25 protein-coding genes are annotated in these 23,973 nt (G+C 71.4%); 16 read left to right on the top strand and 9 right to left on the bottom strand.

Annotated features, from left to right (window positions below; translation table 11 throughout):
- Window positions 1-30 precede the first annotated feature (30 nt).
- Genes AB0K35_RS00210 through AB0K35_RS00200 form a run of 3 tightly spaced genes read left to right on the top strand, consistent with a single transcriptional unit; the run spans window position 31 to window position 3,757 of the window.
- Window positions 31-1,308: a SidA/IucD/PvdA family monooxygenase gene (locus AB0K35_RS00210; RefSeq protein WP_363883743.1), complete on the top strand. Its 1,278-nt coding sequence runs from the start codon at window positions 31-33 to the stop codon at window positions 1,306-1,308.
- Window positions 1,305-1,913: a GNAT family N-acetyltransferase gene (locus AB0K35_RS00205; protein WP_363882393.1), complete on the top strand. Its 609-nt coding sequence runs from the start codon at window positions 1,305-1,307 to the stop codon at window positions 1,911-1,913. Before AB0K35_RS00210 ends, AB0K35_RS00205 begins: the two co-directional genes overlap by 4 nt.
- Window positions 1,910-3,757 (top strand): IucA/IucC family siderophore biosynthesis protein, encoded by a 1,848-nt coding sequence (locus tag AB0K35_RS00200; protein ID WP_363882390.1) that lies wholly within the window; start codon window positions 1,910-1,912, stop codon window positions 3,755-3,757. The genes AB0K35_RS00205 and AB0K35_RS00200 overlap by 4 nt, the downstream gene beginning before the upstream one ends.
- A gap of 178 nt (window positions 3,758-3,935) precedes the next feature.
- On the opposite strand, the gene AB0K35_RS00195 is transcribed toward AB0K35_RS00200, so the two are convergent.
- Complete coding sequence (locus AB0K35_RS00195) at window positions 3,936-4,409, bottom strand: MarR family transcriptional regulator (protein WP_363882387.1); 474 nt, start codon at window positions 4,407-4,409, stop codon at window positions 3,936-3,938.
- Window positions 4,410-4,546: 137 nt separating this feature from the next.
- On the opposite strand from AB0K35_RS00195, the gene AB0K35_RS00190 reads away from it, so the two are divergent.
- Window positions 4,547-5,107, top strand: coding sequence for an NAD(P)H-dependent oxidoreductase (locus AB0K35_RS00190; protein WP_112672976.1), 561 nt, complete (start codon window positions 4,547-4,549; stop codon window positions 5,105-5,107).
- A gap of 55 nt (window positions 5,108-5,162) precedes the next feature.
- On the opposite strand, the gene AB0K35_RS00185 is transcribed toward AB0K35_RS00190, so the two are convergent.
- The gene (locus AB0K35_RS00185; protein WP_363882384.1) at window positions 5,163-6,101 is read right to left on the bottom strand and encodes an SDR family NAD(P)-dependent oxidoreductase; all 939 of its coding nucleotides are present in this window, start codon (window positions 6,099-6,101) and stop codon (window positions 5,163-5,165) included.
- A 152-nt stretch (window positions 6,102-6,253) separates the two neighbouring features.
- Between AB0K35_RS00185 and AB0K35_RS00180 the strand changes: the two genes are divergently transcribed.
- A complete protein-coding gene (locus AB0K35_RS00180) occupies window positions 6,254-7,159 on the top strand; it encodes a LysR family transcriptional regulator (RefSeq protein WP_238669159.1) in 906 nt (301 codons plus the stop codon).
- A gap of 16 nt (window positions 7,160-7,175) precedes the next feature.
- Here AB0K35_RS00180 and AB0K35_RS00175 read toward each other — a convergent pair whose 3' ends face one another.
- Both AB0K35_RS00175 and AB0K35_RS00170 read right to left on the bottom strand, forming a co-directional pair.
- On the bottom strand, window positions 7,176-8,093 hold the full coding sequence (locus AB0K35_RS00175; protein ID WP_238669160.1) for an RNA polymerase sigma-70 factor: 918 nt from the start codon (window positions 8,091-8,093) through the stop codon (window positions 7,176-7,178).
- Complete coding sequence (locus AB0K35_RS00170; RefSeq protein WP_363882381.1) at window positions 8,090-9,292, bottom strand: FAD-dependent oxidoreductase; 1,203 nt, start codon at window positions 9,290-9,292, stop codon at window positions 8,090-8,092. The genes AB0K35_RS00175 and AB0K35_RS00170 overlap by 4 nt, the downstream gene beginning before the upstream one ends.
- Window positions 9,293-9,417: 125 nt before the next feature.
- Here AB0K35_RS00170 and AB0K35_RS00165 point away from each other — a divergent pair, with 125 nt between their 5' ends.
- Window positions 9,418-10,701, top strand: coding sequence for an MFS transporter (locus AB0K35_RS00165; RefSeq protein ID WP_363882378.1), 1,284 nt, complete (start codon window positions 9,418-9,420; stop codon window positions 10,699-10,701).
- Between the two features lie 151 nt (window positions 10,702-10,852).
- Here AB0K35_RS00165 and AB0K35_RS00160 read toward each other — a convergent pair whose 3' ends face one another.
- Window positions 10,853-11,338 carry a GNAT family N-acetyltransferase gene (locus AB0K35_RS00160; RefSeq protein WP_363882375.1) on the bottom strand — a complete coding sequence of 162 codons (486 nt, stop codon included), beginning with the start codon at window positions 11,336-11,338 and terminating at the stop codon, window positions 10,853-10,855.
- A gap of 133 nt (window positions 11,339-11,471) precedes the next feature.
- Between AB0K35_RS00160 and AB0K35_RS00155 the strand changes: the two genes are divergently transcribed.
- Entirely contained in the window at window positions 11,472-12,134 is a 663-nt protein-coding gene (locus tag AB0K35_RS00155) for a fasciclin domain-containing protein (protein WP_363882372.1), read from the top strand.
- Between the two features lie 52 nt (window positions 12,135-12,186).
- Here AB0K35_RS00155 and AB0K35_RS00150 read toward each other — a convergent pair whose 3' ends face one another.
- Both AB0K35_RS00150 and AB0K35_RS00145 read right to left on the bottom strand, forming a co-directional pair.
- Window positions 12,187-13,206, bottom strand: coding sequence for an aminoglycoside phosphotransferase family protein (locus AB0K35_RS00150; protein ID WP_363882369.1), 1,020 nt, complete (start codon window positions 13,204-13,206; stop codon window positions 12,187-12,189).
- Window positions 13,203-14,276 carry a LacI family DNA-binding transcriptional regulator gene (locus AB0K35_RS00145; RefSeq protein WP_357359447.1) on the bottom strand — a complete coding sequence of 358 codons (1,074 nt, stop codon included), beginning with the start codon at window positions 14,274-14,276 and terminating at the stop codon, window positions 13,203-13,205. The genes AB0K35_RS00150 and AB0K35_RS00145 overlap by 4 nt, the downstream gene beginning before the upstream one ends.
- 93 nt (window positions 14,277-14,369) lie before the next feature.
- Here AB0K35_RS00145 and AB0K35_RS00140 point away from each other — a divergent pair, with 93 nt between their 5' ends.
- The 9 genes from AB0K35_RS00140 (at window position 14,370) to AB0K35_RS00100 (ending at window position 22,700) form a co-directional block, all read left to right on the top strand.
- Window positions 14,370-14,714, top strand: a complete 345-nt coding sequence (locus AB0K35_RS00140) for a cupin domain-containing protein (protein ID WP_363882366.1) — start codon at window positions 14,370-14,372, stop codon at window positions 14,712-14,714.
- On the top strand, window positions 14,707-15,423 hold the full coding sequence (locus AB0K35_RS00135; protein ID WP_363882363.1) for a cupin domain-containing protein: 717 nt from the start codon (window positions 14,707-14,709) through the stop codon (window positions 15,421-15,423). The genes AB0K35_RS00140 and AB0K35_RS00135 overlap by 8 nt, the downstream gene beginning before the upstream one ends.
- A 169-nt stretch (window positions 15,424-15,592) precedes the next feature.
- Entirely contained in the window at window positions 15,593-16,561 is a 969-nt protein-coding gene (locus AB0K35_RS00130) for an ABC transporter permease (RefSeq protein WP_363882360.1), read from the top strand.
- A 23-nt stretch (window positions 16,562-16,584) separates the two neighbouring features.
- Entirely contained in the window at window positions 16,585-17,589 is a 1,005-nt protein-coding gene (locus AB0K35_RS00125) for an ABC transporter substrate-binding protein (protein ID WP_112672984.1), read from the top strand.
- 4 nt (window positions 17,590-17,593) lie between these two features.
- Complete coding sequence (locus AB0K35_RS00120) at window positions 17,594-18,388, top strand: ABC transporter ATP-binding protein (protein WP_238669169.1); 795 nt, start codon at window positions 17,594-17,596, stop codon at window positions 18,386-18,388.
- A 38-nt stretch (window positions 18,389-18,426) separates the two neighbouring features.
- Window positions 18,427-19,578: a Gfo/Idh/MocA family oxidoreductase gene (locus AB0K35_RS00115; protein ID WP_363882356.1), complete on the top strand. Its 1,152-nt coding sequence runs from the start codon at window positions 18,427-18,429 to the stop codon at window positions 19,576-19,578.
- On the top strand, window positions 19,575-20,726 hold the full coding sequence (locus AB0K35_RS00110; protein ID WP_363882353.1) for a dihydrodipicolinate synthase family protein: 1,152 nt from the start codon (window positions 19,575-19,577) through the stop codon (window positions 20,724-20,726). The genes AB0K35_RS00115 and AB0K35_RS00110 overlap by 4 nt, the downstream gene beginning before the upstream one ends.
- Window positions 20,723-21,526 (top strand): sugar phosphate isomerase/epimerase family protein, encoded by an 804-nt coding sequence (locus tag AB0K35_RS00105; RefSeq protein ID WP_238669172.1) that lies wholly within the window; start codon window positions 20,723-20,725, stop codon window positions 21,524-21,526. The genes AB0K35_RS00110 and AB0K35_RS00105 overlap by 4 nt, the downstream gene beginning before the upstream one ends.
- The gene (locus tag AB0K35_RS00100; RefSeq protein ID WP_363882350.1) at window positions 21,519-22,700 is read left to right on the top strand and encodes a hypothetical protein; all 1,182 of its coding nucleotides are present in this window, start codon (window positions 21,519-21,521) and stop codon (window positions 22,698-22,700) included. The genes AB0K35_RS00105 and AB0K35_RS00100 overlap by 8 nt, the downstream gene beginning before the upstream one ends.
- Here AB0K35_RS00100 and AB0K35_RS00095 read toward each other — a convergent pair.
- Window positions 22,697-23,221, bottom strand: coding sequence for a hypothetical protein (locus AB0K35_RS00095; protein ID WP_238669174.1), 525 nt, complete (start codon window positions 23,219-23,221; stop codon window positions 22,697-22,699). The two genes, AB0K35_RS00100 and AB0K35_RS00095, sit on opposite strands and share 4 nt — an antisense overlap.
- Window positions 23,208-23,645 carry a helix-turn-helix domain-containing protein gene (locus AB0K35_RS00090; protein ID WP_363882347.1) on the bottom strand — a complete coding sequence of 146 codons (438 nt, stop codon included), beginning with the start codon at window positions 23,643-23,645 and terminating at the stop codon, window positions 23,208-23,210. The genes AB0K35_RS00095 and AB0K35_RS00090 overlap by 14 nt, the downstream gene beginning before the upstream one ends.
- Window positions 23,646-23,973 lie beyond the last annotated feature (328 nt).

Below are 23,973 nucleotides of genomic sequence, written 5' to 3'. Positions count from 1 at the left end.
GTGACAACGAACCCGCGCCTGGAGACCCCGATGTCCACCCACGACTTCGTCGCCATCGGGTTGGGCCCGTACAACCTGGGCCTGGCCTGCCTCACCGCGCCCATCGACGAGCTCGACGGCGTGTTCCTGGAGGCGCGGCCGAGCCTCGCCTGGCACCCCGGCATGCTGCTGGAGTCGGCCCGGTTGCAGACCCCGTTCATCGCCGACCTGGTCAGCCTCGCCGACCCGACGTCGCCGTACTCCTTCCTCAACTACCTCAAGGAGATCGGCCGGCTGTACCCGTTCTACATCCGGGAGAGCTTCTACCCGCTGCGCAGCGAGTACGACGCGTACTGCCGGTGGGCGGCGGCGAAACTGCCGAACCTGCGATTCGGTCACAGCGTGACAACTGTGGAGTACGACACCGCCGACGAGCGGTACGTGGTGCGCGCCAGCACCGGCACGGGGGAGACGGTGGCATACCGGGCCCGGCACCTGGTGCTCGGCACCGGCACCCCGCCGCACCTGCCCCCGGCCGTGGCCGGGTTGCCCGGTGACGCCGTGCACAACTCCCACTACCTGGAGCACCGTTCGGCGCTGCGCACCAAGCGCAGCATCACAGTGGTGGGCAGCGGGCAGAGCGCCGCCGAGATCTACCACGACCTGCTCGGCGACATCGGCCGCTACGGCTACCAGCTCAACTGGGTGACCCGGTCGCCGCGGTTCTTCCCGCTCGAATACACCAAGCTGACGCTGGAGATGACCTCGCCGGACTACGTGGACTACTTCCACGCGCTGCCGGAGGCGACCCGCTACCGGCTGGAGTCCGAGCAGAAGGGCCTGTTCAAGGGGATCAACGCGGACCTGATCAACGACATCTTCGACCTGCTCTACGCGCACAGCGTGGACGGGCCGGTGAACACCCGCCTGCTCACCAACACCGAGCTGGTCAGCGCCGAGCACCGGGACGGGCAGTACACGCTGGGTTTGCGGCAGGTGGAACAGGAACGCGACTTCGCCCTGCGTACCGAGGGCCTCGTCCTGGCCACCGGCTACCACTACCGGGTGCCGGAGTTCCTCACGCCGGTGCGGGACCGGATCCGCTGGGACGCGCACGGCCGCTTCGACGTGGCCCGCAACTACAGCATCGACCACAGCGGGCGGGGCATCTTCCTACAGAACGCGGGCACCCACACGCACAGCATCACCTCACCGGACCTGGGCATGGGCGCCTACCGCAACTCCTGGATCATCAGGGAGTTGCTCGGCCGGGAGCACTACCCGATCGAGAAGAGCATCACCTTCCAGGAGTTCGGGGTGTCGTCGTGACCACCGTCTTCACCCACGTCGACGAAGGGCTCGGTGAGTTCGCGCTGCGGCCGCTCGATCCGGACGTCGACGCGGCGCTGCTGCACACCTGGGTGACCCATCCGAAGGCGGCGTTCTGGATGATGCAGGACGCCGACCTGGCCCAGGTCACCGAGGAGTACCGGCGCATCGCCGCGCACCCGCACCACGACGCGTACCTCGGCCTGTGGCGGGGGAGTCCCGCCTTCCTGGCGGAGCGCTACGACCCGGCCCACGTCGAGCTGGTCGGCCTGTACGACCACCAGCCCGGTGACGTGGGCATGCACTTCCTCTGCGCGCCGGTCGACGCGCCGGTGCACGGCTTCACCCGGGCGGTGATCGGCACCGTCATGGCGTGGCTCTTCGCCGACCCGCCGACCCGACGGGTGGTGGTCGAACCGGACGTGCGCAACACCGCTGTGCACGCGCTGAACGCCGCCGTCGGCTTCACCGTCGTCGGCCCGATCGTCAAGCCCGAGAAGGACGCGCTGCTCAGCGTCTGCACCCGGGCCCAGTTCCAGGCCGCCGCCGATCGCGCCACGGTCGACAACGCCGCTGCCACCCGAACCGAAGGAGCCCCGGCGTGACCACCACCGCCGTCCCCACCCACCCTCCCGTCACCACCGCGCACAGCGCCTCCGGCGACCCGGTCGGGCACCTCACCCCGCAGCGCTGGGCCCGGGCCAACCGGCTGCTGGTCCGCAAGGCTCTCGCCGAGTTCACCCACGAGCGGCTGCTCACCCCGGAGGCAGTGACCGGCCCCGACGAGCGGCAGTGGTACGAGGTCCGCAGCGACGACGGCACTGTCACCTACCGGTTCGCGGCGCGGGTGCTCGCCCTGGCGCACTGGCAGATCGACGCGGACAGCATCACCCGACACCGCGACGGCACGCCAGTGGCCCCCGACGCGGTGGACCTCATCGTCGAACTGCGCGACACCCTCGGGCTCTCCGCGCGGGTGCTCCCGGTCTACCTGGAGGAGATCACCTCGACGCTGGCGGGTACGGCGTACAAGCTGGCCCAGGCCGCGCCGAGCGCCGCCGAGCTGGCCGAGGCGGACTTCCAGACCATCGAGACCTCGATGACCGAGGGCCACCCGTGCTTCGTGGCGAACAACGGCCGGCTCGGCTTCGGCGTCGACGAGTACCACCGGTACGCCCCGGAGGCCGCCGCGCCGGTGCGGCTGGAGTGGCTGGCCGCGCACCGGGACCACTCGACGTTCAGCAGCGCCGCCGACCTCGACTACGACACGCTCATCGAGCGCGAGTTGGACGCCGAGACCCGGACCCGGTTCGCGGCCACCATGGCCGATCTCGGGCTGGACCTCGCCGACTACCACCTGATCCCGGCGCACCCGTGGCAGTGGTGGAACAAGCTGGCTGTCACCTTCGCCGGCGAGTTGGCCCAGCGGCGGCTGGTGCACCTCGGGCCCGGGCCGGACGTGTACCTCGCCCAGCAGTCCATCCGAACCTTCTTCAACGTCAGCGAGCAGGGGCGGCACTACGTCAAGACCGCGCTGTCGGTGCTGAACATGGGCTTCATGCGGGGGTTGTCGGCGGCGTACATGGCGGCCACCCCGGCGATCAACGACTGGCTGGCCGACCTGATCGCCGCCGACGAGGTGTTGACCGGCACCGGACTGACCGTCATCCGGGAGCGAGCCGCTGTGGGTTACCGGCACCGGCAGTACGAGGCGGCGACCGAGCGCACCTCCCCGTACCGCAAGATGTTGGCAGCCCTGTGGCGGGAGAGCCCGGTGCCCGACCTGGCGCCAGGGCAGCGGCTGTCCACCATGGCCGCGCTGCTGCACGTCGACGACGAGGGCGGGTCACTGGCGGCCGCGCTGATCGCCCGGTCCGGCCTGACGCCCGAGGTGTGGCTGCGTCGCTACCTGGACGCGTACCTGACCCCGCTGCTGCACAGCTTCTACGCCCACGACCTGGCCTTCATGCCGCACGGCGAGAACGTCATCCTGGTCCTCGACGAGCAGGACACCGTCCAGCGGGTGATCTTCAAGGACATCGCCGAGGAGATCGCGGTGATGAGCGACAGGGTCGAGCTGCCGGCGGCGGTGGAGCGGATCCGCGTCGAGGTGCCCGACGACACCAAGCTGCTGAGCATCTTCACCGACGTGGTGGACTGCTTCCTGCGGCACCTCAACGCCGTCCTGGTCGAGGCCGGCGTGCTCGCCGAGGACGACTTCTGGCGCACTGTCGCTGCCTGCGCCGCCGACTACTTCGACCGGGTGCCGCACCTGGCCGAGCGGGTCCGCCACTACGACCTGTTCGCGCCGGAGTTCACGCTGTCCTGCCTCAACCGGCTGCAACTTCGCGACAACCAGCAGATGATCGACCTGGCCGACCCGTCCGCGGCGCTCCAGTTCGTCGGCACCCTCACCAACCCGCTCGCCGCCCACGCTCCGGCCCGGTGACCGCTGTCGCGTCTGGTCGGCGCGCACGCCAGCGGGTGCAATAGGCGAATGGGAGTTCTGAGTACCGCCAGCCTGTTCGCCGCCACGCTGACCACCGGCCTGACCGCCGGGCTGTTCGCCGCCTTCGGCCGGCTGCTCGGCTGAGGCCGGTTGGCCGACCGACCGGGCCGGCGCTGGCTCAGTCGGTCGGCTCCGCCGTGCCGGCTTGCTGGAACGCGCGGGCCAACGCGGCGAGGTCGAGGCCGTCGAAGTGCTGGAGGAACCGGCGCCGTACGGCGGCCAGGTGACTCGGCCAGGATTCCTCCAGGCGGGCGTAGCCCGCGTCGGTGAGGACGGCGTTCCAGCCGCGCGCGTCCTCCTCGCACCGTTCCCGACGGACCAGGCCCTGCGTCTCCAGCCTGATGATCGTGCGGGTCATGCCGCTGAGGGAGAGGTGGCAGAGCGCGGCGAGCTCGTTCATGCGCATCCGCCGGTCCGGTGTCTCGGAGAGGTTCATCAGCGCCGTGTACTCGGTGAGCGGTAGCTGACGGTCACCGACCATGTCCGCGTCGATCGCGCGGGGCAGCACGTGCATGACCTGACCCAGGGCGCGGACCAGCGCTTCCTCGTCTGGGGTGAGGGGTTGCGGAGTCGCTGCGGAGGTGTTGGACATCCTCCTATCATACTTGTTTGACCGAGCAAGTGCTCACCCTCCGTGTGACCACGCCCATAGGCCACATATTTGCTTGACCAATCAAGCACCGGTTAGCGTTCCGGTCGTCAGGCAAGGACCTCTGAAAGGCGCCACACATGACCAGGATCGGGATCATCCTCGGAAGCACCCGCCCGGGGCGTAACGGCGAGGCCGTCGCCCGCTGGGTGCTCGAGATCGCCAAGCAGCGCTCCGACGCGGAGTACGAGCTGATCGACCTGCTCGACTACCAGCTGCCGCACCTCGACGAGGCGTACCCGCCCTCGATGGGCCAGTACACCCAGCCGCACACCAAGCGGTGGGCCGAGACGATCGCGTCGTTCGACGGGTTCGTCATCGTCACCCCCGAGTACAACCACTCGACCTCGGGCGCCCTGAAGAACGCGATCGACTTCCTCTACGCCGAGTGGAACAACAAGGCCGTCGGCTTCGTCAGCTACGGCTCGGTCGGTGGGACGCGCGCCGTGGAGCACCTGCGTCTGATCTCCGGTGAGCTCCAGATGGCCGACGTGCGTTCGCAGGTCGCCCTGTCGCTCTTCACCGACTTCGAGAACTTCAGCGTCTTCAAGCCCAACCAGTTCCACCAGGACTCGCTGACCGCCACCCTCGACCAGGTGGTCGCCTGGAGCACGGCGCTCGCCCCGCTGCGCAAGGGCTGAGCGATTCGCGTCGTCCGGAAACGGCCGCGGGGGATCCCACGGCCGTTTCCGGACGTCAGGCACGCTCCGCGTCGGCGAACAGATCCAGCGAGAGCTGCCACAGTCGCGCCGCCGCCGCGGGGTCGATCGCGTGGTCGGCGACGCCGCGCAGCGGGTCCGCCGGGTCGTGGCGCACCGCCTGCGCACAGTCCTCGAAGTATCGACCGCCGATGCCCTCCACCTGCGGCCCGGCGGCGAGCAGCACGGACGTCGCGGCTCCCTGCTGCGGGGTCTTGAAATCGAATGCCGGAAGCTGCGCGTAGTCCTCCTCGGTGAGGTGCCGTCCCAGGTTGGTGGCGACCGCGCCCGGATTGGCCACGTTGACGGTGATGCCGTCGCCGGCCCAACGCCGGTTCGCTTCGACAGCGAACAGCGCGGTGGCGGTCTTCGACTCGCCGTAGGCGAGCAGACGGTCATACCGGCGTTCCCGGAAGTTGACGTCCTCGAAGACCATCGGGGCCTGAACGTGGGCGATGGAACTCAGCGACACCACGCGGGCCCGACCGGCCGCGACGAGCGCCCGGTGCAGGCCGTTGGCGAGCGCGAAGTGGCCGAGGTGGTTGGTGGCCAACTGCAACTCCCAACCCTCCGCCGTGCGCATCTCCGGGGTCGCCGACACCCCGGCGTTGTTGACCAGGATGTGCAGGGGCCCGTCCCAGGCGGCCACGAACTCGGCGACCGACCGCTGGTCGGACAGGTCCAAGGGCGCGACCCGGAGCAGGCGGTTCGCGGTCCCGGCGCCGATCTCCCGCGCGGTCCGCTCGCCGGCCCGCACATCCCGTACCGCCAGTGTCACCTCGGCGCCCGCCATGGCCAGCGCCCGGGCGGTCTCCACCCCGATGCCCGACGAGGCGCCGGTGACGATGGCGCGTCGCCCGGTCAGGTCGACACCGGCCACGACGTCGGCGGCGGTGGACCGGGCGTTGAACGGCGTGCTGACGCGTGATTCCGACATGATCGATTTCCTTCGGTAGGTGTCCTCGCGTGGCAGTGGCAGCTCGCCGTACAGGCGTACGGTGTGCCGGTACCGCCCTCCGCACCGATCGTGCGCGGAGGTCTGCGCGGACGGCCAACACGCTCTTCCTGGCGTGGCTACAGTCTGTTCCTGTGGCCACGCCTGAGCTGCGACAACTGCGGTACTTCCTGGTCCTCGCGGAGGAGCTGAGCTTCACCCGGGCCGCCGCCCGCCTGATGATCGCCCAGCAGTCGCTGTCGCAGCAGATCACCGCCCTGGAACGCGCCCTCGGGGCGAAACTGTTCGACCGCGACAGCCGCGGCACCACCCTCACCGACATCGGCGCCCTGTTCGTGCCCGAGGCGCGCGCCGTGACCGAGCGCGCCGAGCAGGCCATCGCCGTCGTGGGGCGGGCCCTGCGGGGTGAGGTCGGCACCCTCCGGCTCGCCTTCCTGACCACAGTCGCCAACCACCTGCTGCCCCCGGTGGTCCGGGCAGTCCGCCACCACCTGCCCGACCTGCACCTGACCACCGAGTCCACAAGCATCGCGCCCCTGGTCCAGGGCGTTCTCGACGGGAAGTTCGACGTCGCCTTCACCCGGACCCCGCTCGTTCCCGGCCTGGAGTCCAGGAGACTGACCACCGAACCGGTCTGCGCGGTGCTGCCCGAGGGCCACCCGCTCGCCGGGCGCGACGAGTTGACCCTCGCCGACCTGGCCAACGAACAGTGGGTCATGACGCCGCGTAGCTCCTGGGAACCCTGGCACCGTGCCTACGAGGACCAGTTCCGGGAAGCGGGCTTCGTACCGACAGTCGTTCAGGAGGAGGCCGGCGTGCAGAGCCTCCTCGGCCTGGTCGCCGCCGGACTCGGCGTCACCCGGCTCGCCTGCTCGGCGGCGAGTCTCCGCCGCACCGGCGTGGTGTTCGTCCCGCTGGCCGGCGCCTACGCGTACACCGAGATGGTGTGGTTGGGGGGCAACACCGCGCCTGGGCTGCGCCGGCTCCTGGACGTGGTCACCGACCTCGCGGCGACGACCGACCTCACCAGCACCGGCTGACGGGGGGTCGGCCGGCTCAACGCGTCGCGAGGTGGTGGGTGGTGCCGTCGGCGACGGCGCGAAGCTTGTCGGGGTTGGCGACGTTGTGGATGGCGGTGATGCGACCGTCGGCGTCGATGTCGAAGGAGACGGTGGCGACCACCCGACCCGCACCGCTGAACACCAGACCCGGCCCCCGGTTGATCTCGACCAGGGCGGCGCGCATGTCGTGCGGCGCAACGCCCTGGTAGGTGACGGTGCCGATGGCCGCGAACCACGCGGCGACAGTTCCCGCACCCCTGACGGGACGCAGTGCCTGCCGGACCTTACCGCCACCGTCGGTCCACAACGCGACGTCGGGGGACAGCAGCTCCAGCAGGGTGTTGATGTCGCCACCGGTCGCGGCGGCGAGGAACCGCTCGGTGACCCCCCGTTGCTGCGACCGGTCCGCCGTGAAACGTGGTCGCTGGCCCCGCACGTGCTCGCGGGCACGGTGGGCGGTCTGGCGGACCGCGGCCTCGGAGCGCTCCACCGCCGCCGCGATCTCCGCGTGGCTGAAGTCGAAGACCTCCCGCAGGACGAACACGGCGCGTTCGAGTGGGCTGAGAGTCTCCAGCACCACCAGCATCGCCATCGACACCGACTCGGCGTCGGTGACGGCGTCGGCGGCGTCCCCTTCGGTCAGCACGGGCTCGGGCAACCACGGCCCCGGATAGGTCTCGCGGTGGTGCCGGGCCGAGCGTAGGCGCTGCAACGCGAGGTTCGACACGACGCGGGCGAGGTACGCCCTGGGGTCGGCGACCTGGGAGCGGTCTGCCGAGGACCAACTGATCCAGGCGTCCTGCACCGCGTCCTCGGCATCGGCCGCGCTGCCGAGGATCCGGTAGGCCACCGAGAACAGCAGGTTGCGATGACTGTGGAACACCTGCTCGTCGGCGTCCGGCGGGTGCGTCACCGCGCGTCCCGCAGGCGGGTGAGGCGGCCGCCACGCGGCCAGAACGCGCCGGAGGAGGGCAACCGCGACATGCGACGGTAGGTCGGCCAGGGCGAAGCGCTCACGGTCTCCTTGTACCAGACCGCCATCCGCCCGGTCAGGCACCCGCGGCGAGGGCTGTCGTCGGGGCGGGTGAACTGCACTACCGCGTCGTTTCGACCCAGGCTCACCGGCGTGTGGTAGTAACCGAACCGGAACGGCCTGGGCTGCCTGCCCCGCAGCGAGCGGGCGATCGACACCGCCGCGTGCACGCCGGTCGGCATCCCGCTCTGGCAGGTGCCGTGCAGCACCCCGTACCCCTGCCGGATGGCTGCCGCATCGCCGATCGCGTACACCTCGGGGTGCGACACCGACCGCAACGCGAAGTCGGTGACGACGCGACCGCGTTCGTCGACGGTCAACCCGGCGGCGGCGGCCAGCGGCGCCACCCGGGTACCACCCGTCCAGAGCACGACATCGGCCGCCACGGTCTCCGCGCCGGCCAGTTCGACAGCGTCGGGCCGGACCCTGGTGACCGCCGCTCCGGTGATCACCTGGACGCCGAGGCGGGTCAGCGCGCCCCGCAGGTACGCCCGGGCCTTCGGGTTCATGCCCGCTCCCGGGTCCTGCCGGCCCACCAACGTGACACCGACCTCCGGGTGCCGTTCCGCGATCTCCGCGGCCGCCTCGACCCCGGTCAACCCGCTGCCGACCACTACGACAGTGCCGGCGCCGAGCCGGGTAAGCCGGTCCGCCAGCGTGGTCGCGCCGCTCGGAGCGTCCAGGGCGTACGCGTGCTCCTCGACGCCAGGGACCGCCGCCGTGTCGGTCACGCTGCCCAACGCGTAGACCAGGGTGTCGTAGCGCAGCACCCGGCTGTCGTCGACGCGGACGGTCTTCGCGTTGGCGTCCACAGCCGTCACCCAGCCGCGCACGAACTGCGCACCCGTACCCGCCAGCAGCTCAGGGATGTCCAGCTCGGCGAGCCGCTGCCCGGTCGCCGTCATGTGCAGCCGGAGGCGCTCGGTGAACCGCTCCTGCGCGTTGACCAGCGTCACCTGCACGTCCGCCCGCCTGGTCCGGGCCGCGAGTTGGGTCGCCGCGGCCAGGCCCGCGTAGCCCGCGCCGAGGATCAGCACGTGGTGTGTGCCCGCCGGGACCTGCCGTTGCGCTGTGTTCATTGTTTCGCCTCTCTGATCGACGTGACGACCATGAGATGCGTGCCGCTCGTCGGTTCGTGACATGGCAGCCCTGTGGCGCCCGTCACGGCCAGCGTCGAACGACCACTGTGACTACCCTTGGCGCGATGAGCCGATCTGCCACCGACGGTCGGGCTCCGCTCTGGAGGGACCGGACCTTCGGCACGTACTGGGTCGCGCAGTCACTCTCGGCGGCGGGTGACTCGTTCGCCTACCTGGCGGTGCCGCTGCTGGTGCTCCAGGCGACCGGGTCGGTGGCGAAGATGGGCCTGCTCACCGCCGTCGCGGGCGCGGCGTCAGTCGTCGCCGGGATCTTCGGTGGGGTGCTCGTCGACCGGTACGACCGCCGCACCCTGATGATCGTGGCGGACCTGACCCGGCTGGTGCTCTACGCGGTGGTGCCACTGGCGTGGCTGGCCGGCCCGCAGGTCTGGCTGCTCTTCGTCGTGCTGCCGATCTGCGAGGCGGCCGGCATGCTGTTCCAGGTCGCCGCGGTGACCGCGGTCCGTAACCTCGTCGACTCCGATCGGATCACCGAGGCCAACGGCCGGTTGCAGGCGACGTACGCGGCGGCTGCCGTCCTCGGGCCGCTGCTCGCCGGTGTGGTGGCGGCCCGCTTCGGCCCGGCGACCGCCATCGCCGTCAACGCGGCGAGCTTCGCGCTCTCGGCTGCCGGCCTGTGGTTGATCCGACTGCGCCCCGTCCAGGTGGACGAGGGGGTGGTCCGGCAACGCCCGATGGCTGAGTTCCTTGCCGGGGCGCGGTTCCTGTGGCGGCAGCCCGTGCTGCGCGCGCTGACAGTCCTGTTGTCGGTCTTCATCTTCCTCACCTACGGCTTCGTCGACGTGCTGATCTACCACGTCACGCACGACCTCGGCGGCTCGGAGGGCACCGTCGGCACGGTGCTCGGCCTGGCGGCGTTGGGCACTGTCGCCGGTGCGCTGCTGGTGGCCCCGCTGCGCCGCCGTCGTGGCTTCGGCGCCACCTGGATCGGCGCGCACGCGATCTGCGGTTTCGCCGTGGCGGGGGTCGGCGTCGCCAACACCGTGCCGGCGGTCACCACGCTGACCGCTGTGTACCTGTGCTGTCTCAGCGTCGGCGGGATCTGTTCGATGTCCCTGCGGCAGGAGATCACCCCCGATCACCTGCTGGGCCGGGTGACGTCGGCGTTCTGGAGCACGCACTACGCCCTCGGTCCGGCCGGCGCTGTCGTGCTGACCTGGGCCGCCGGGCGGTACGGGACTCCGACGGTCACGCTCGCGGCGGGCGCGGGATGCCTGCTGGTCGCGGTCGGCGGCCTCTTCACCCCGATCCGCCGTGCCGGCGCGGAGCCGGTCGCCGGGCAGCCCGGGCTGCTGGGCCCGGCTCCGGCCGCCGGCACCGTTAGTTGAGACGCTTTGGAGCTGATGTCGTAAACGATTCAGGCCGTGGGGAAGATCCGGACGGCCCAACCAGCGGCCGATTCGTTTGTGACATCAGCTCCAAAGGCGCCGACCACCACAGTGGCCTCCCGCGCGAGCCGAGCGGGCGCGGAGGTTGGTTTCAGAACTCCTGGTACATCACGTGCAGGCCGACCCGGCCGAGGGTGGGGTGACGGAAGGCGCCCGGCACGGTGCCGACCACCTCGAAGCCCTCCCGCTGGTACAACCGCACCGCCGACCCGTTGCTCTCCGCCACGGCGTTGAACTGCATGCCGGCGTACCCCTGCCGGCGGGCCCAGGTCAGGGCGTCGCGGCACAGCGCGGCGCCCACGCCCCGGCCCCGCGCGTCGGCGGCGACCATGAAGCTGGCGGTGGACACGTGCGCGCCCGGCCCGGGCCTGTTGGTGCCCATCTTCGCGGTGCCGAGCACCCGCTCGCCGTCGACCGCGACGACGGTCCGCGCCGGCGCCGCCTCGACCCACATGCCGTACGACTGCTCGGCGGTCATCGCCGGGTCGTAGACGAAGGTCTCCTGTGCCCGGATCACCTCTTCGATGATCGGCCACACCTGCGACCAGTCCTGGTCGACGAACTCCCGAATCAGCACCCGGGGAGGTTAAGCCCCGGACGAGTCCCGGACAACGCGATATCGCGGGGTGCATCCGCGCGGCGTCCCCGGTGCGAAGCATGGGTCGTGACGAGACGTCACGGATCCGGTCGCTTCGACGAAAGGCCCGCTGATGAAGATCGCACGAATCGCCGCCCGGATGGCGGTGGGCGCCGTGGCCACCGCGCTGGCCACCACCGCGGTCGCCGTACCGGCCGCCCAGGCCACCAGCAAGCCCAAGCCGCTCGGTACGACGTCACTCGCCCAGGTGCTCACCAGGGACAAGAGCGGCTTCGACAGCAACTCGCGTGACTTCGACGTCCTGACGGCGGCAGTGCTGGCCGTGCTGGAGGCCAAGCCGAACTCGCCGGTCAAGGTACTCACCGACGGCACCGTGGCGCTGACCGCGTTCATCCCCACCGACGCCGCCTTCCAGCAGTTGGTCCGCGAGATCACGCAGGCCCGGAAGCTGCCGAGTGAGAGCGCCACCTTCACCGCCGTGGCCGGGCTGGGCATCGACACCGTCGAGTCGGTGCTGCTCTACCACGTGGTCCCGGGCGCCACCATCGACCGCAAGACGGCGGTCCGGGCCGATGGCACGGACCTGACCACAGCGCTCGGCTCGTCCGTCGAGGTCGACGTACGCACCTACCTGTACTTCTTCCGCCAGGTGCGGCTGGTCGACGCCGACACCAACGACCGCGACGCCCGGGTCGTCTCCTACGACGTCAACAAGGGCAACCGGCAGATCGCGCACGCCGTGGACCGGGTGCTGCGCCCGATCGACCTGCCCTGACCGAGGGCGGGTGGCGTTCGACCACGCGGCGGACGCCACCCGCGCCGGGCCGTCAGCCCGAGGCGAGCGCGGCGAGTTCCTCGTCGAGCAGGGCCGCCAGTCGGGCGTACCGCCCGGGATGGCTGTGCGCGGTCATCGCGCGGCTGGGCATCTCCACAGTCATCAGCAGGTAGAGGTGCAACCGGTAGAGGCCGAGCCGGCGGCGTGCCGAAGCGTTCAGCACCAACGGTTCGGGTGCGCTGGCCTGGTAGCCGCGCAGCACTGGGTGCTCCGGCTCGTCCTCGACACGTCGGAAGAGCAGCGGCGAGACCAGATCCAGCAGTGGGTCGCCGTAGAGGAACCGCTCGCCGTCCACCAGGCCGCGCAGCCGTAACCGGCCGTCGCCGTCGGGCGCCGCCAGCAGGTTGCCGTCCCAGCAGTCGAAGTGCAGCAGCGCCGGTCGACGCACCTCGTCGAGCACGTCGGCGTGCCGCCCCACCAGCGCGCGCAGATGTTGCGAGGTCACCGGCAGTCGGACGTCCCAGTCGACCGCGTCGGCCAGGAGCGCGTCGAGCATCGCCGTGAACGCCGCCCGCCAGGTCGGCCCGGAGGCCCGGTCGTCGTCGTACCCGAAACGCTCACCGGTGATCTGGTGCACCGCGGCGAGAGCCACCCCGAGGTCGTAGCGCGCCGGGCCGTCGTCGACCACGACACCGGCTTCGGCCAGGTCGGCCAGCGACCGCCCGGGCAGCATCGCGGTGACCAACCACTCGCCGTACGCCGGGTCGGCGCCGCGCCGGAGCACCGGGGGGACGGGCACCTGCGGCGCCCGCTGCGCGACGAGCCGAAAATACCGCTCCTCGGCGGCGCAGAGCCCGCGCTCGTAGCGCAGCAGCGGCGTTCCGGCCGCCGGGGCCAGCTTCAGCACCACTCGACGGTCGTCGTCGAGCTGCACCCACCAGACCGTCGCGTACCCGCCGCCGGCCAATGGACCGGCGTCCCGGACCCGGGTGTGTGGCCCGAACGACGCATCGACCAGGTACGCCACGTCGGCGCGCGTGAGGGGCCGCTGGGTCGGGCTGACAGTGGTCACGACGTGCTGTCACCTCGCCGTGCGCGGGGCGCGGAACCCGCCGTGGCGCGGGTGGATCGGGGAACGGGACCGGCGGTGTCGCGGCGGACCAGCTCGGCGGGGAGCACCTCGACCCGGGGAGTCGGTGCTCCGACGCCGAGCACCAGGGACATCGCCCGCACTCCCATGTCGACCAGGGGCAGTCGCACTGTGGTCAATGCCGGTGTCACGTCCCGGGCGATCGGCATGTCGTCGAAACCCAGCACCGAGATCTGCTGCGGCACTGCCAACCCACGTGCGCGCAGGGTGGCGAGCGCGCCGATGGCCATCGAGTCGTTGAGCGCCACGATCGCGGTCAGCTCCGGGTCGGCGTCGAGCAGTCGGGCGGTGGCCTCCGCGCCACCGTCGCGGTCGAACTCCGCGTACCGGATGCGCGATTCGGGCAGCTCGCGGCCCTGCTCGGTGAGGGCCTGCCGGAGGCCGGCGAGCCGGTCGGTGGTGGTGGTCAGGATGCGCGGGCCGGCGACCACGCCGATCGCCCGGTGCCCCAGACCGCACAGCTCCCGCCCGGCGAGGTAGCCGCCGGTCCGGTTGTCCGGCATCACCGCGTCGCCGGAGTGCTCGTGTCGGCCGATCACCGCCACCCGCCCGCCGGTGGCCTCGTACGCGGCGAGCTTCTCGTTGAGTTGCCGGGTGAACGCCTCGTCGTGGTAGCCCGAGCCGGCCAGGATGAGCGCCGCCACCTGGTGGCCGCGCAGCAGCTCCACGTATTCCAACTCGCGGTCCGGGTCCCGGTAGCTGTTGCAGATCATCAGCAGCCGGCCCTGGTCGGTGGCGACCCGTTGCAGCCCTCGGGTGATCTCGGCGAAGTACGGGTCGGAGACGTCGTGCACGATCACGCCGACAGCGCTGCGGTGCGAGCGGGCCAGCAGTTGGGCGTGCGCGTTCGGCACGTACTGCAACTCGGCGACGGCGGCGAGCACCCGTTCGCGCAGCTCGTCGGTGACCGGCTTGCTGCTGCCGTTGATGACGCGGGAGGCGGTGGCGGGCGAGACGCCCGCTCGGCGGGCCACATCGGACAGGGTCGCCATGGCCCACCCCCTCGATCTGTTGACGACGTTTCGTCGCTCCGGCTAGCGTCACCGTACCGCAGAGAAAGCCCTTTCCCGCAGGGAGGCCCGGCCGTGTCCGATCGCTTCGCGGTACTTCAACTCGACGACCTGCCCGCCCGGCGCTGCTCGTGTGGAACCACCCGCCGCGGTTTCATCGCCGAGAGCGAGGGCCAGGCCAGCGTGCACCTGCTCCAGGTGCAGGACGCGGTGACCCACCACCACCGGATCGCCACCGAGTACTACGTCGTGCTCGCCGGTGAGGGCGAGATCGAGCTGGACGGCGTCCGTCACCCCGCTCGGCCGATGTCCGCTTTCCTGATCAAGCCGGGCTGCCGGCACCGGGCCATCGGCGATCTGACAGTGCTGCTGGTGTCCCTGCCGGCCGCTGACGACACCGACGAGTACTTCGGTGCGTGATCGGCCGGCACCGCTGCCCGGCGGGGTCGGGGTGTCCCGGCTGCGCGTCTACGACACGGTGGCCCCGGACGGCCTGGTCGGCGGCACCCCGCACGTGCACCTGTGCTGCACCGAGGGGTACGTGGTGACCGACGGCGAGGGCGTGGTGCAGACCCTGACCATGGCCGGCTGTCGGGAGACGCCGCTGCGGCCGGGGGTGGTGGTCTGGTTCGAGCCGGGCACGGTGCATCGCCTGGTCAACGGGGGCGGGCTGAGCATCGTGGTGCTGATGCAGAACAGCGGCCTGCCCGAGGCGGGCGACGCGGTGCTGACCTTCCCACCCGAGGTGCTGGCCGACCCGGCCGCGTACGCCGCGGCGGCGGCGTTGCCCGACGGGGGAGCGCCGGGCGCGGACGTGCGCGCCGCGTACCGCCGTCGGGATCTGGCGGTGACGGGCTTCCAGGCGCTGCGCTCCGGTGGTCCGGCGGCGCTGGCCGCGTTCCACGCCCACGCGATCGCCCTGCGCCAGCCGTTGCTGACGCGGTGGCGGCAGCGGTGGGAGGCCGGCGCGGGACGCGCCGCCGCCGACACCGCCGCGCAGCTCGACGCCCTGGAGCGGGGGGAGCCCGGGTACCTGGGCGACGCCGGCGTGTACGCGGTGAACGAGCCGCTCGAGCGGGGCCGGTTGGGTATGTGCGGCCTCCTCGACACCTATCCGGCGGCCGCCTGACAGTCCCTTCGGGACTGCTGTCGGGCGGCTGCCAGGCATCGGTGGAAACAGATCGAGGAAAGGCCTTGCCCGGCGTGAGGGGGCCGCCTACGCTCCAGGAAAGCGTTTGCCTGATCCGTCGACCGGCCCCGGTGAATGGGCGTCGTGCCGGGCCCCGAGGAGGTTCCGCGTGACCGAGAACTCTTTGGACACGGCGGGCCGGCAGGCCGCCGCCGACCAGGCCGGTGGTGCGCGAGCAACCGCTGCCGGGCCCGGCGGTGTCGGTGCGGACGGCCTCGACGGCACACCTTCGTCCACTGTGGTGAAGCCGCCGACCGGCGGCGGGCGTCCACCACGTCCCACGCTCGGTCGACGGGCGGTGACCTTCGCCGACTCGCTCTGGCGCCCGGCGTTGGTGCTCGCGGTCTTCTTCGCCGCCTGGTGGTTCGTGGCGGCCCGCGAGTACGTCCCGAACTACCTGGTGCCCACCCCGGGCCAGGTCTGGGAGACGATGACCACCCAGTGGTCCGAGCTGGCCCGGCACACAGTGGTGACCCTCTACGAGACGGTGCTCGGCTTCGTGCTGGCCGCCGCGTTGGGTCTGGTCACAGCGGTCGCCATCGCCTACTCCCGCACCCTGGACAAGGCGCTCTACCCGATCGTCCTGTTCGCACAGGTCATCCCGAAGATCGCCATCGCGCCGCTGCTGGTGGTCTGGTTCGGCCTCGGCCTCACACCGAAGATCATCCTGGCCGTGCTCATCGCGTTCTTTCCGGTGGTCATCTCCGGCGTGGCCGGGCTGCGCTCCACCGACCCGGAACTGCTCGACCTCGCCGCCACGATGGGCGCCGGGCCGTGGCGCACCTTCCGCAAGATCCGCTTTCCGAACGCGTTGCCGCACCTGATGGCCGGCCTGAAGGTGGCCGTCACCCTCGCCGTGGTCGGTGCCGTGGTCGGTGAGTTCGTCGGCGCCAGCGAGGGGCTCGGCTACGTCCTGTTGCTGGCAAACGGCAACCTCGAGGCCCCACTGCTGTTCGCCGACCTGATCCTGATGTCGGCCATCGGCATCGTCCTGTTCGTCCTGGTCGAGATCGCCGAGGCACTGCTCATTCCGTGGCACGCCAGCCGCCGGGCCGGCGTGTCCCTCACCACCTCCTGACCGACCCCATCACGGAGGCTCCGATGAAACGCACCGCCACCACCATCCTGGCCACCGCCGCCCTGCTCCTCGCCGCCACCGGCTGCGGCGGGGACGATCCCGCCGGCAGCACCAACGCCGACGGCAGCAAGCAGGTCACCCTCACCCTCAACTGGGTGCCCTACGGCGAGCACGCGCCCTTCTACTACGGCCTGCAGAAGGGCTACTACTCCGCGGAGGGCATCGACCTCAAGATCCTGCCCGGCAACGGCTCGGGCAACACCGTCAAGCAGGTCGCCCAGAAGCAGACCGACTTCGGGTGGGCGGACAGCCCGGTGCTGCTGAAGTCGGTGGCCAGCGGCATGCCGGTGCGCAGCCTCGGCGCGTACCTGGAGAAGGGCCCCTCCTCCGTGGAGTTCTTCACCGAGGAGAACATCAAGACCCCGGCCGACCTCAAGGGAAAGACCGTCGGCGGCACCCCCGGCGACGCCCTCTACGCGACCTTCCCGGCCTGGCTGGAGAAGAACGGCCTCAAGAAGGACGACGTCAAGGTGGTCAACGTCGACGCCGCCGGCAAGATCGCCGCCCTGGCCGAGGGCAAGGTCGACGCCATCATGGGCTTCTTCCACGACCAGGCGCCCACCATCGAGAGCAAGACCGGCAAGAAGGTCGACGTGCTGCTCTTCGCCGACTACGGGATGAACCTGCTCGGCACCGGCCTGATCGCCAACACCCAGACCCTGCAGAAGGACCCGGAGCTGGTCCGCAAGTTCGTCCGGGCAACCCAGAAGTCCTGGGCCGACGCCGCCCGGGACCCGGCCGGCGCGGTGAGCGCGATGACGGCTCTGGCCGAGAACGAGCCGGCGCCCGAGGTGCTCACCAAGCAGCTCACCCTCAACATGCCACTGATCGGCGCGGACGGCCCGCCCGGGGTGAACACCGAGGCCCAGTGGAGCGAGACCATCGACCTGATGTCGCGCTACGCCGAGCTGAAGGACCCGGGAGCGCCCAGCGCGTACTGGGACTCCTCGTACGCGGCGCAGGGGTGACCCGGTGACCGCCGCGCCGGCAGCCACCGGCACCGCCATCGGGATGTCCGGGTTGACAGTCCGGTTCACCACCCGACGGTCGCAGACCACAGCGTTGGACGACGTGTCGCTGGACATCGAGCCGGGCGAGTTCGTCACGATCGTCGGCCCGTCCGGCTGCGGCAAGTCCACCCTCCTGAAGATCGTCGCGGGGCTGGTCAAGCCGACCAGCGGTGACGTTTCGCTGCTGGAACGCCCGGTGCGCGGCCCGCAGAAGGAGATCGGCTTCGTCTTCCAGAAGGCCGCCCTGCTGGAGTGGCGCGGTGCCCGAGCCAACATCCTGCTCCAGGCCGAGATGCGCGGCATGGACCGGGCGCAGGCGGCCCGCCGCGCCGACGAGCTGATCGAGATGACCGGCCTGACCGGCTTCGAGAAGGCGTTGCCACACGAGCTGTCCGGCGGCATGCAGCAGCGGGTGGCGCTCTGCCGCGCGCTGCTGCACTCCCCGCCGGTGCTGCTGATGGACGAACCGTTCGGTGCCCTGGACGCGCTGACCCGCGAGCAGATGAACGCCGAACTGCACCGGATCTGGCGGGAGACCGGGACCACAGTGGTGCTGGTCACCCACTCCATCGCCGAGGCGGTCTTCCTCGGCACCCGGGTCGTGGTGATGAGTCCCCGGCCCGGCCGGATCATCCGCACCTTCCCGGTCGAGCTGCCGGCGCACCGCGACTACGCGCAGGTGATGTCGGATCCCCGCTTCGACCGGCTCGCCACCGACCTGCGTGGGTTGCTCGGCAGCGCGGCCGCCAACCACTGAGCGCGGATCGGCACGACCAGCACGACGGAAGGAACACCATGACCCGCAGGTCGATCGGCATCATCGTCAACGGCGTGACCGGACGGATGGGCTACCGGCAGCACCTCGTCCGGTCGCTGCTGGCCATCCGCGAATCCGGTGGTGTGGCGTTGGCCGACGGCACCACCATCTGGCCGGAACCAGTCCTGGTCGGGCGCAACGAGACGAAGCTCCGGGAGCTCGCCGAGCGGCACGGGCTGACCGACTGGACCACCGACCTGACCTCGGCGCTGGCCCGCGACGACGTCGAGATCTACTTCGACGCGCAGGTCACCCAGCAACGGGAGAAGGCGATCCGGCAGGCCATCGAGGCCGGCAAGCACATCTACACGGAGAAGCCCCTCGCCGAGGACACCGCGGCGGCCCTCGACCTGGCCCGGGCGGCGGACGCGGCCGGCGTCCGCACCGGTGTCGTGCAGGACAAGCTCTTCCTGCCCGGTCTGCGCAAGCTCAAGCGCCTCATCGACGGCGGCTTCTTCGGCCGGATCCTCTCGGTGCGCGGCGAGTTCGGGTACTGGGTCTTCGAGGGCGACTGGCAGCCCGCTCAGCGGCCGTCGTGGAACTACCGGGCCGAGGACGGCGGCGGCATCGTCGTCGACATGTTCCCGCACTGGCACTACGTGCTGGAGGAGCTGTTCGGCAGGGTCACGGCCGTCTCCTGCGTGACCGCCACCCACGTGCCCGAACGGGTCGACGAGGCGGGTCGCCCGTATGCCGCCACTGCCGACGACGCCGCGTACGCCACCTTCGAACTCGACGGCGGAGTGATCGCGCAGATCAACTCCTCCTGGGCGGTGCGGGTGTACCGCGACGAGCTGGTGGAGTTCCAGGTCGACGGCACGGAGGGCAGCGCGATCGCCGGCCTGCGCAACTGCCGGGTGCAGCACCGGGCGGTCACCCCGAAGCCGGTGTGGAACCCGGACCTGCCGGCCACCGAGGACTTCCGCGCCCAGTGGGCCGAGGTGCCCGACAACGAGGATTTCGACAACGGCTTCAAGGTGCAGTGGGAGGCGTACCTGCGGCACGTGGTGGCCGGTGAGCCGTTCCGGTGGGACTTCCTGGCCGGCGCGCGCGGCGTGCAGCTCGCCGAGCTGGGGCTGCGCTCCGCCCGCGAGGGTGGTCGCGTCGAGGTGCCGGAGCTGCGCTCATGACGGCCGAGGTGGTGCTGCCCGGTGGACGTCGGCACCGGTTCGCCGGGGGTGGCGGCTTCGCCCACCCGGCCGCCCCAGCGACCAGCCGGATCGCGTACGCCGCGGCGCACGTGGTCGCCGATCCGGGCGCGGAGAACGTGCCGGGTGCACCGGCGGCGGTGGACTGGGACACCACCCTCGCCTTCCGGCGGCATCTCTGGTCGTACGGGCTGGGGGTCGCCGAGGCGATGGACACCGCCCAGCGGGGGATGGGGTTGGACTATCCGGCCACCCGGGAGCTGATCCGGCGCAGCGCCGCCGAGGCCCGCGCGGTCGACGGGCGGATCGTCGCCGGGGTCGGCACCGACCAACTGCCGGTCGGCCCGGCCGCACTGGCGGCGGTCACCGCCGCGTACGCCGAGCAGCTCGACGACGTCCGCGCCGCCGGAGCTCGGCCGGTGCTGATGTGCAGCCGGCACCTGGCCGCCGCCGCGCGCGGCCCGGAGGACTACCTGAGGGTGTACGACGAGCTGCTGAGCGCTGCCGACGAACCGGTGGTGCTGCACTGGCTGGGTCCGATGTTCGACCCAGCGTTGACCGGCTACTGGGGTGCTGCCGACCTGGACCTGGCCGCCGACACGGTGATCGAGCTGATCAAGGCACATCAGTCCACCGTGGACGGCATCAAGGTGTCGCTGCTGGACGCCGACCGGGAGGTCGCGTTGCGCCGTCGCCTGCCGGCCGGGGTACGCCTCTACACCGGTGACGACTTCCACTACCCGGAGCTGATCCGGGGCGACGAGGTGGGTCACTCCGACGCGCTGCTCGGGGTGTTCGCGGCCATCGCGCCGGCCGCCGCCGCGGCGCTGGCCGCCCTGGACCGGGGGGACCTGACGGCGTACGACGAGATCTTCGGGCCCACCGTGCCGCTGGCCCGGCACCTGTTCGCGGCACCGACCTGGCACTACAAGACGGGGATCGTGTTCCTGGCCTGGTTGGCCGGGCACCAGGACCATTTCACGATGGTCGGTGGCGCGCAGTCCGGCCGGTCTCCGGCACACCTGGCCGCACTGCTCACCCTGGCCGACGCGGCAGGGCTGCTGCCCGACGCCGACCTGGCCGCCGCCCGCGCCCGAGCGCTGTTCACGGTGGCGGGGGTGGAGCAGTGAGCCTCGCGCGGTTCTCGTTCAACCAGGCGACCGCCCAGCGTTGGCCGCTGCCCGACGCGGTGGCCGGGTGCGTGGCGGCCGGCGTACCGGGCATCGGCCTGTGGCGGGAGCCGGTGGCCGAGTACGGGTTGGCCCGCTCGGCGAAGCTGGTCCGCGACGCCGGCCTCGCCGTCACGTCGCTGTGCCGGGGCGGGTTCTTCTCCGCCGACGACTGGCGCGCGGAGAATCTGCTGGCCATCGAGGAGGCGGCTGCCCTCGGTGCCCCGGAGCTGGTGCTGGTCTCCGGTGGGCTGCCGGCCGGCAGCCGGGACATCGACGGCGCGCGGCGTCACGTCGCCGACGCGATCGGCGAGCTTGCCCCGCACGCCGAGGCCGCCGGGGTACGGCTGGCCATCGAGCCGCTGCACCCGATGTTCGCCGCCGACCGGTGTGTGATCGCCACCCTGGGCCAGGCGCTGGACATCGCCGAGCGCTTCGACCCGGCGGTGGTCGGCGTGGTGGTCGACGCGTACCACGTCTGGTGGGACGACACGGTGTACGCGCAGATCGCGCGGGCCGCCGCCCGGATCGCCGCGTTCCAGGTCTGCGACTGGGTGACCCCGCTGCCGGAGGGGGTGTTGCTCGGCCGGGCGTTGCCCGGTGACGGCTGCATCGAGCTGCGTCGGCTGCGCGAGGCGGTGGACGCCGCCGGCTACGTCGGCCCGATCGAGGTGGAGGTCTTCTCCGCCGAGGTGTGGGCGCGTCCGGGCGCGGAGGTGCTCGACGCGGCGATCGCCGGCTACCTGCGCCACGTTGCCTGACAGCCCGGAACGGCGGTGGCCGGCGGCGGTCGGCGCCTGGCTGGGCATCGGCACCGCACCCGCCACACTGGTGCTCGGCGCGGCGATGGCCGCCCGACACGGCGGCGCGGTGCCGGTGGCCGGGCTGCTGGTCGGCGGGGCGCTGATGGCGGCCCTGCTCTGGGGGCAGGGTCGGATCGGGTTGCGCCGACCGCTCGGCGACGGCGGGACGTTGACAGCGGTGCTGCCCGCGTACCTGGGGGACACCTCGCGGTTGCTGCTGGCGGCGGTGCTGGCCGTGTCGATGGTCGGTTGGAACGGGTTCAACGTCGGGCTTGGCGGGGCCTCGCTGGCCGCGCTGACCCACCTGCCGGGCTGGACCGGGCCGGTGCTGCTGGAGGTGGCCGTCCTCGCCGTCTCCTGGGCGCCGGCCCGGCTCGGCAACCGGGTCGCTGTGGTCACCACGCTCAGCGCGGTGGTGCTGGTCGGCTGGTGCCTGACGGTGCTTCCACCACCCGGCGCGCCGGTCCGCCTCGCCGGCGGCGGGCTCGCCGACGCCGCCGCGCTGATCGGGTACGCGGCCGTGTTCGCGCTGCGCGCACCGGACTTCAGCGTGGGCCTTTCCCGAAGGCGGGACCTGGCCTGGTGCGTGGGGCTGCTGATCGGGCCGGCGTTGCTCGGGGTGCTCGCCGGGGCCGGCCTGTGGCTGCGGACCGGCTCGGCCGACGTGGTCGCGCTGCTCGCCACCGGCACGGGGCTGGCCGCGTACGCGAATCTGTTCGTCGCGGTGGCGGTCTTCGCGGCGGCGCTGACCACCACGTACTCCGGTTCCCTGGCGTTGCGTGGCCTGGCTCCCCGCCTGCCGGCGCGGGCGGCGATGCTGCTCGTCGCGGTGCTCGGCGGGATGCTGGCGGTGGCGCGGTTCGACCGTCTGGTGCTGCCCTGGCTGACTCTGCTGGCGGCCGCGTTGCCGGTGCTGGTGGTGCCGATGGCGGTGGAAGCGGCGGCCCGTCGGCGCGGTCGTGTCCCGCGTACCGTGCCCGCCTGGTGCTGGATGCCGCCGGCGCTGCTCGCGGTCGCCTGCACGCTCGCCGGGGTGGCTGTCGCCCCACTGCTCGGGTTGGCCCTGGCCGCGACGTGCACAGTGCTCTGGCGTCGTCGGGGCGCGGCTCGGGTGGCCCGTGGTGGGGCCTAGCGGGTGGCGTGCGGGCCGTGGTCGCTGACCTGGGCGTCGAACCAGTGGTGGAGGGCATCGCGAAGCCCTGCGTCGTTCGTGGTGTAGGTGGCGCGCGCGCCGTCGGGGATGGCCTCGTACTCGATGGTGATCCGCCCGCCGTGTGCCCGAAGCGTTGCCAGGCCGGGCATTCCGGTGCCGTGGATGCGGGCGGGATCGCTGAAGTCGCCGCGCCGGAACCGCTCGACCTCCGCCGTCAGATGCTGTTGGACGAGGGTGATCTGGGTGGTGTCCTGCGGGTCGTCGGCGACCACGGTCTGCACCCCGCCGGTGTCGGTCCCGGTGAAGCGGTGCGTGGTGCGGTCCAGGTCGAACGGCATGACCGACGCGCCTCGCTCGGCGACGTCGGCCTGTCGACTGGAGGTCGTCGTTGTCGGTGTCGACGGTGCGGGCTCGTCGGCGCAGCCGCTGCTCAACGCGGTGACAGCGATGGCTGCCAGGAGCAGAGCCCGTTGGGAACGAGGGCGGTCAGAACGGTTCACCGGTGGCCTCCGCGAGGGTCTGGAGCGCACGCACCACTGCCGAGCGCTGGTCGTCGGGGACGCGATCGAGCAGGGCGGTGAGCCGGTCCCGGCGGGCGTCGGCCTGCCGCGCGGCGGCAGTGGTGCCCGCGGCGGTCAGCAGGAGCAGAACACCGCGACCGTCACCCTCGGCTGCTTCCCGGTGCACCCAGCCTCGGTTGACCAGGTTGGCGACCAGGCGGCTGATGCTGCTTTTCTCCAGACGCAGCCGGCGAGCCAACTCTACCTGCCGGAGCTGCCCCTCCCGGGCGATCTCCACCATGGCGTACGCCTCGGACACCGGCAGCGGCTGACCGCAGGGAGTCCGGTCGGGCTGATGGAGGCCGAAGTTGCGGACGAACCGCATCAGTGCCTCCTGCGCCGCGTCGAGCTCACCAGCCTGCATGGTTCGACGGTACAACCAGATGGTTCGGCTGTGCAACCATTATGAGAAATCGCATCGGTGGCAGCGGTTCCTGCAGAGCCAGATCATCCGGAGTGGACGCGGTCTGTGAGATCAGCCATGACCTTGGCCATGTGGTCACCGTCCTCCGGACGCCACGACGTCGAGGTTCGCCGTTTTCGATCAAGGTATTGACGGCACGCTACCTACCGCGCGTACGGTGATCTTGCCAGTACCGGCCTTCCGTAACACCGCGCAAATCCTCGGTTAACCGTCGTGGACTTGGGTGGGGGAGCGCTCCCACTGGCGGATCGCGATCAATGAAACACCG

This window comes from Micromonospora sp. NPDC053740 (assembly GCF_040677775.1).
GTDB classification, from domain to species: Bacteria; Actinomycetota; Actinomycetes; order Mycobacteriales; family Micromonosporaceae; genus Micromonospora; species Micromonospora alfalfae.
Note: the sequence above shows the minus strand (reverse complement) of the source record. Positions and strands in the feature narration are given on the sequence as shown.

Coding starts and splice junctions, on each gene's coding strand:
- AB0K35_RS00210 (WP_363883743.1), top strand. CDS start 31: ATGTCCACCCACGACTTCGTCGCCATCGGGTTGGGCCCGTACAACCTG.
- AB0K35_RS00195 (WP_363882387.1), bottom strand. CDS start 4,409: ATGTCCAACACCTCCGCAGCGACTCCGCAACCCCTCACCCCAGACGAG.
- AB0K35_RS00190 (WP_112672976.1), top strand. CDS start 4,547: ATGACCAGGATCGGGATCATCCTCGGAAGCACCCGCCCGGGGCGTAAC.
- AB0K35_RS00185 (WP_363882384.1), bottom strand. CDS start 6,101: ATGTCGGAATCACGCGTCAGCACGCCGTTCAACGCCCGGTCCACCGCC.
- AB0K35_RS00170 (WP_363882381.1), bottom strand. CDS start 9,292: ATGAACACAGCGCAACGGCAGGTCCCGGCGGGCACACACCACGTGCTG.
- AB0K35_RS00165 (WP_363882378.1), top strand. CDS start 9,418: ATGAGCCGATCTGCCACCGACGGTCGGGCTCCGCTCTGGAGGGACCGG.
- AB0K35_RS00155 (WP_363882372.1), top strand. CDS start 11,472: ATGAAGATCGCACGAATCGCCGCCCGGATGGCGGTGGGCGCCGTGGCC.
- AB0K35_RS00145 (WP_357359447.1), bottom strand. CDS start 14,276: ATGGCGACCCTGTCCGATGTGGCCCGCCGAGCGGGCGTCTCGCCCGCC.
- AB0K35_RS00125 (WP_112672984.1), top strand. CDS start 16,585: ATGAAACGCACCGCCACCACCATCCTGGCCACCGCCGCCCTGCTCCTC.
- AB0K35_RS00115 (WP_363882356.1), top strand. CDS start 18,427: ATGACCCGCAGGTCGATCGGCATCATCGTCAACGGCGTGACCGGACGG.
- AB0K35_RS00110 (WP_363882353.1), top strand. CDS start 19,575: ATGACGGCCGAGGTGGTGCTGCCCGGTGGACGTCGGCACCGGTTCGCC.
- AB0K35_RS00090 (WP_363882347.1), bottom strand. CDS start 23,645: ATGCAGGCTGGTGAGCTCGACGCGGCGCAGGAGGCACTGATGCGGTTC.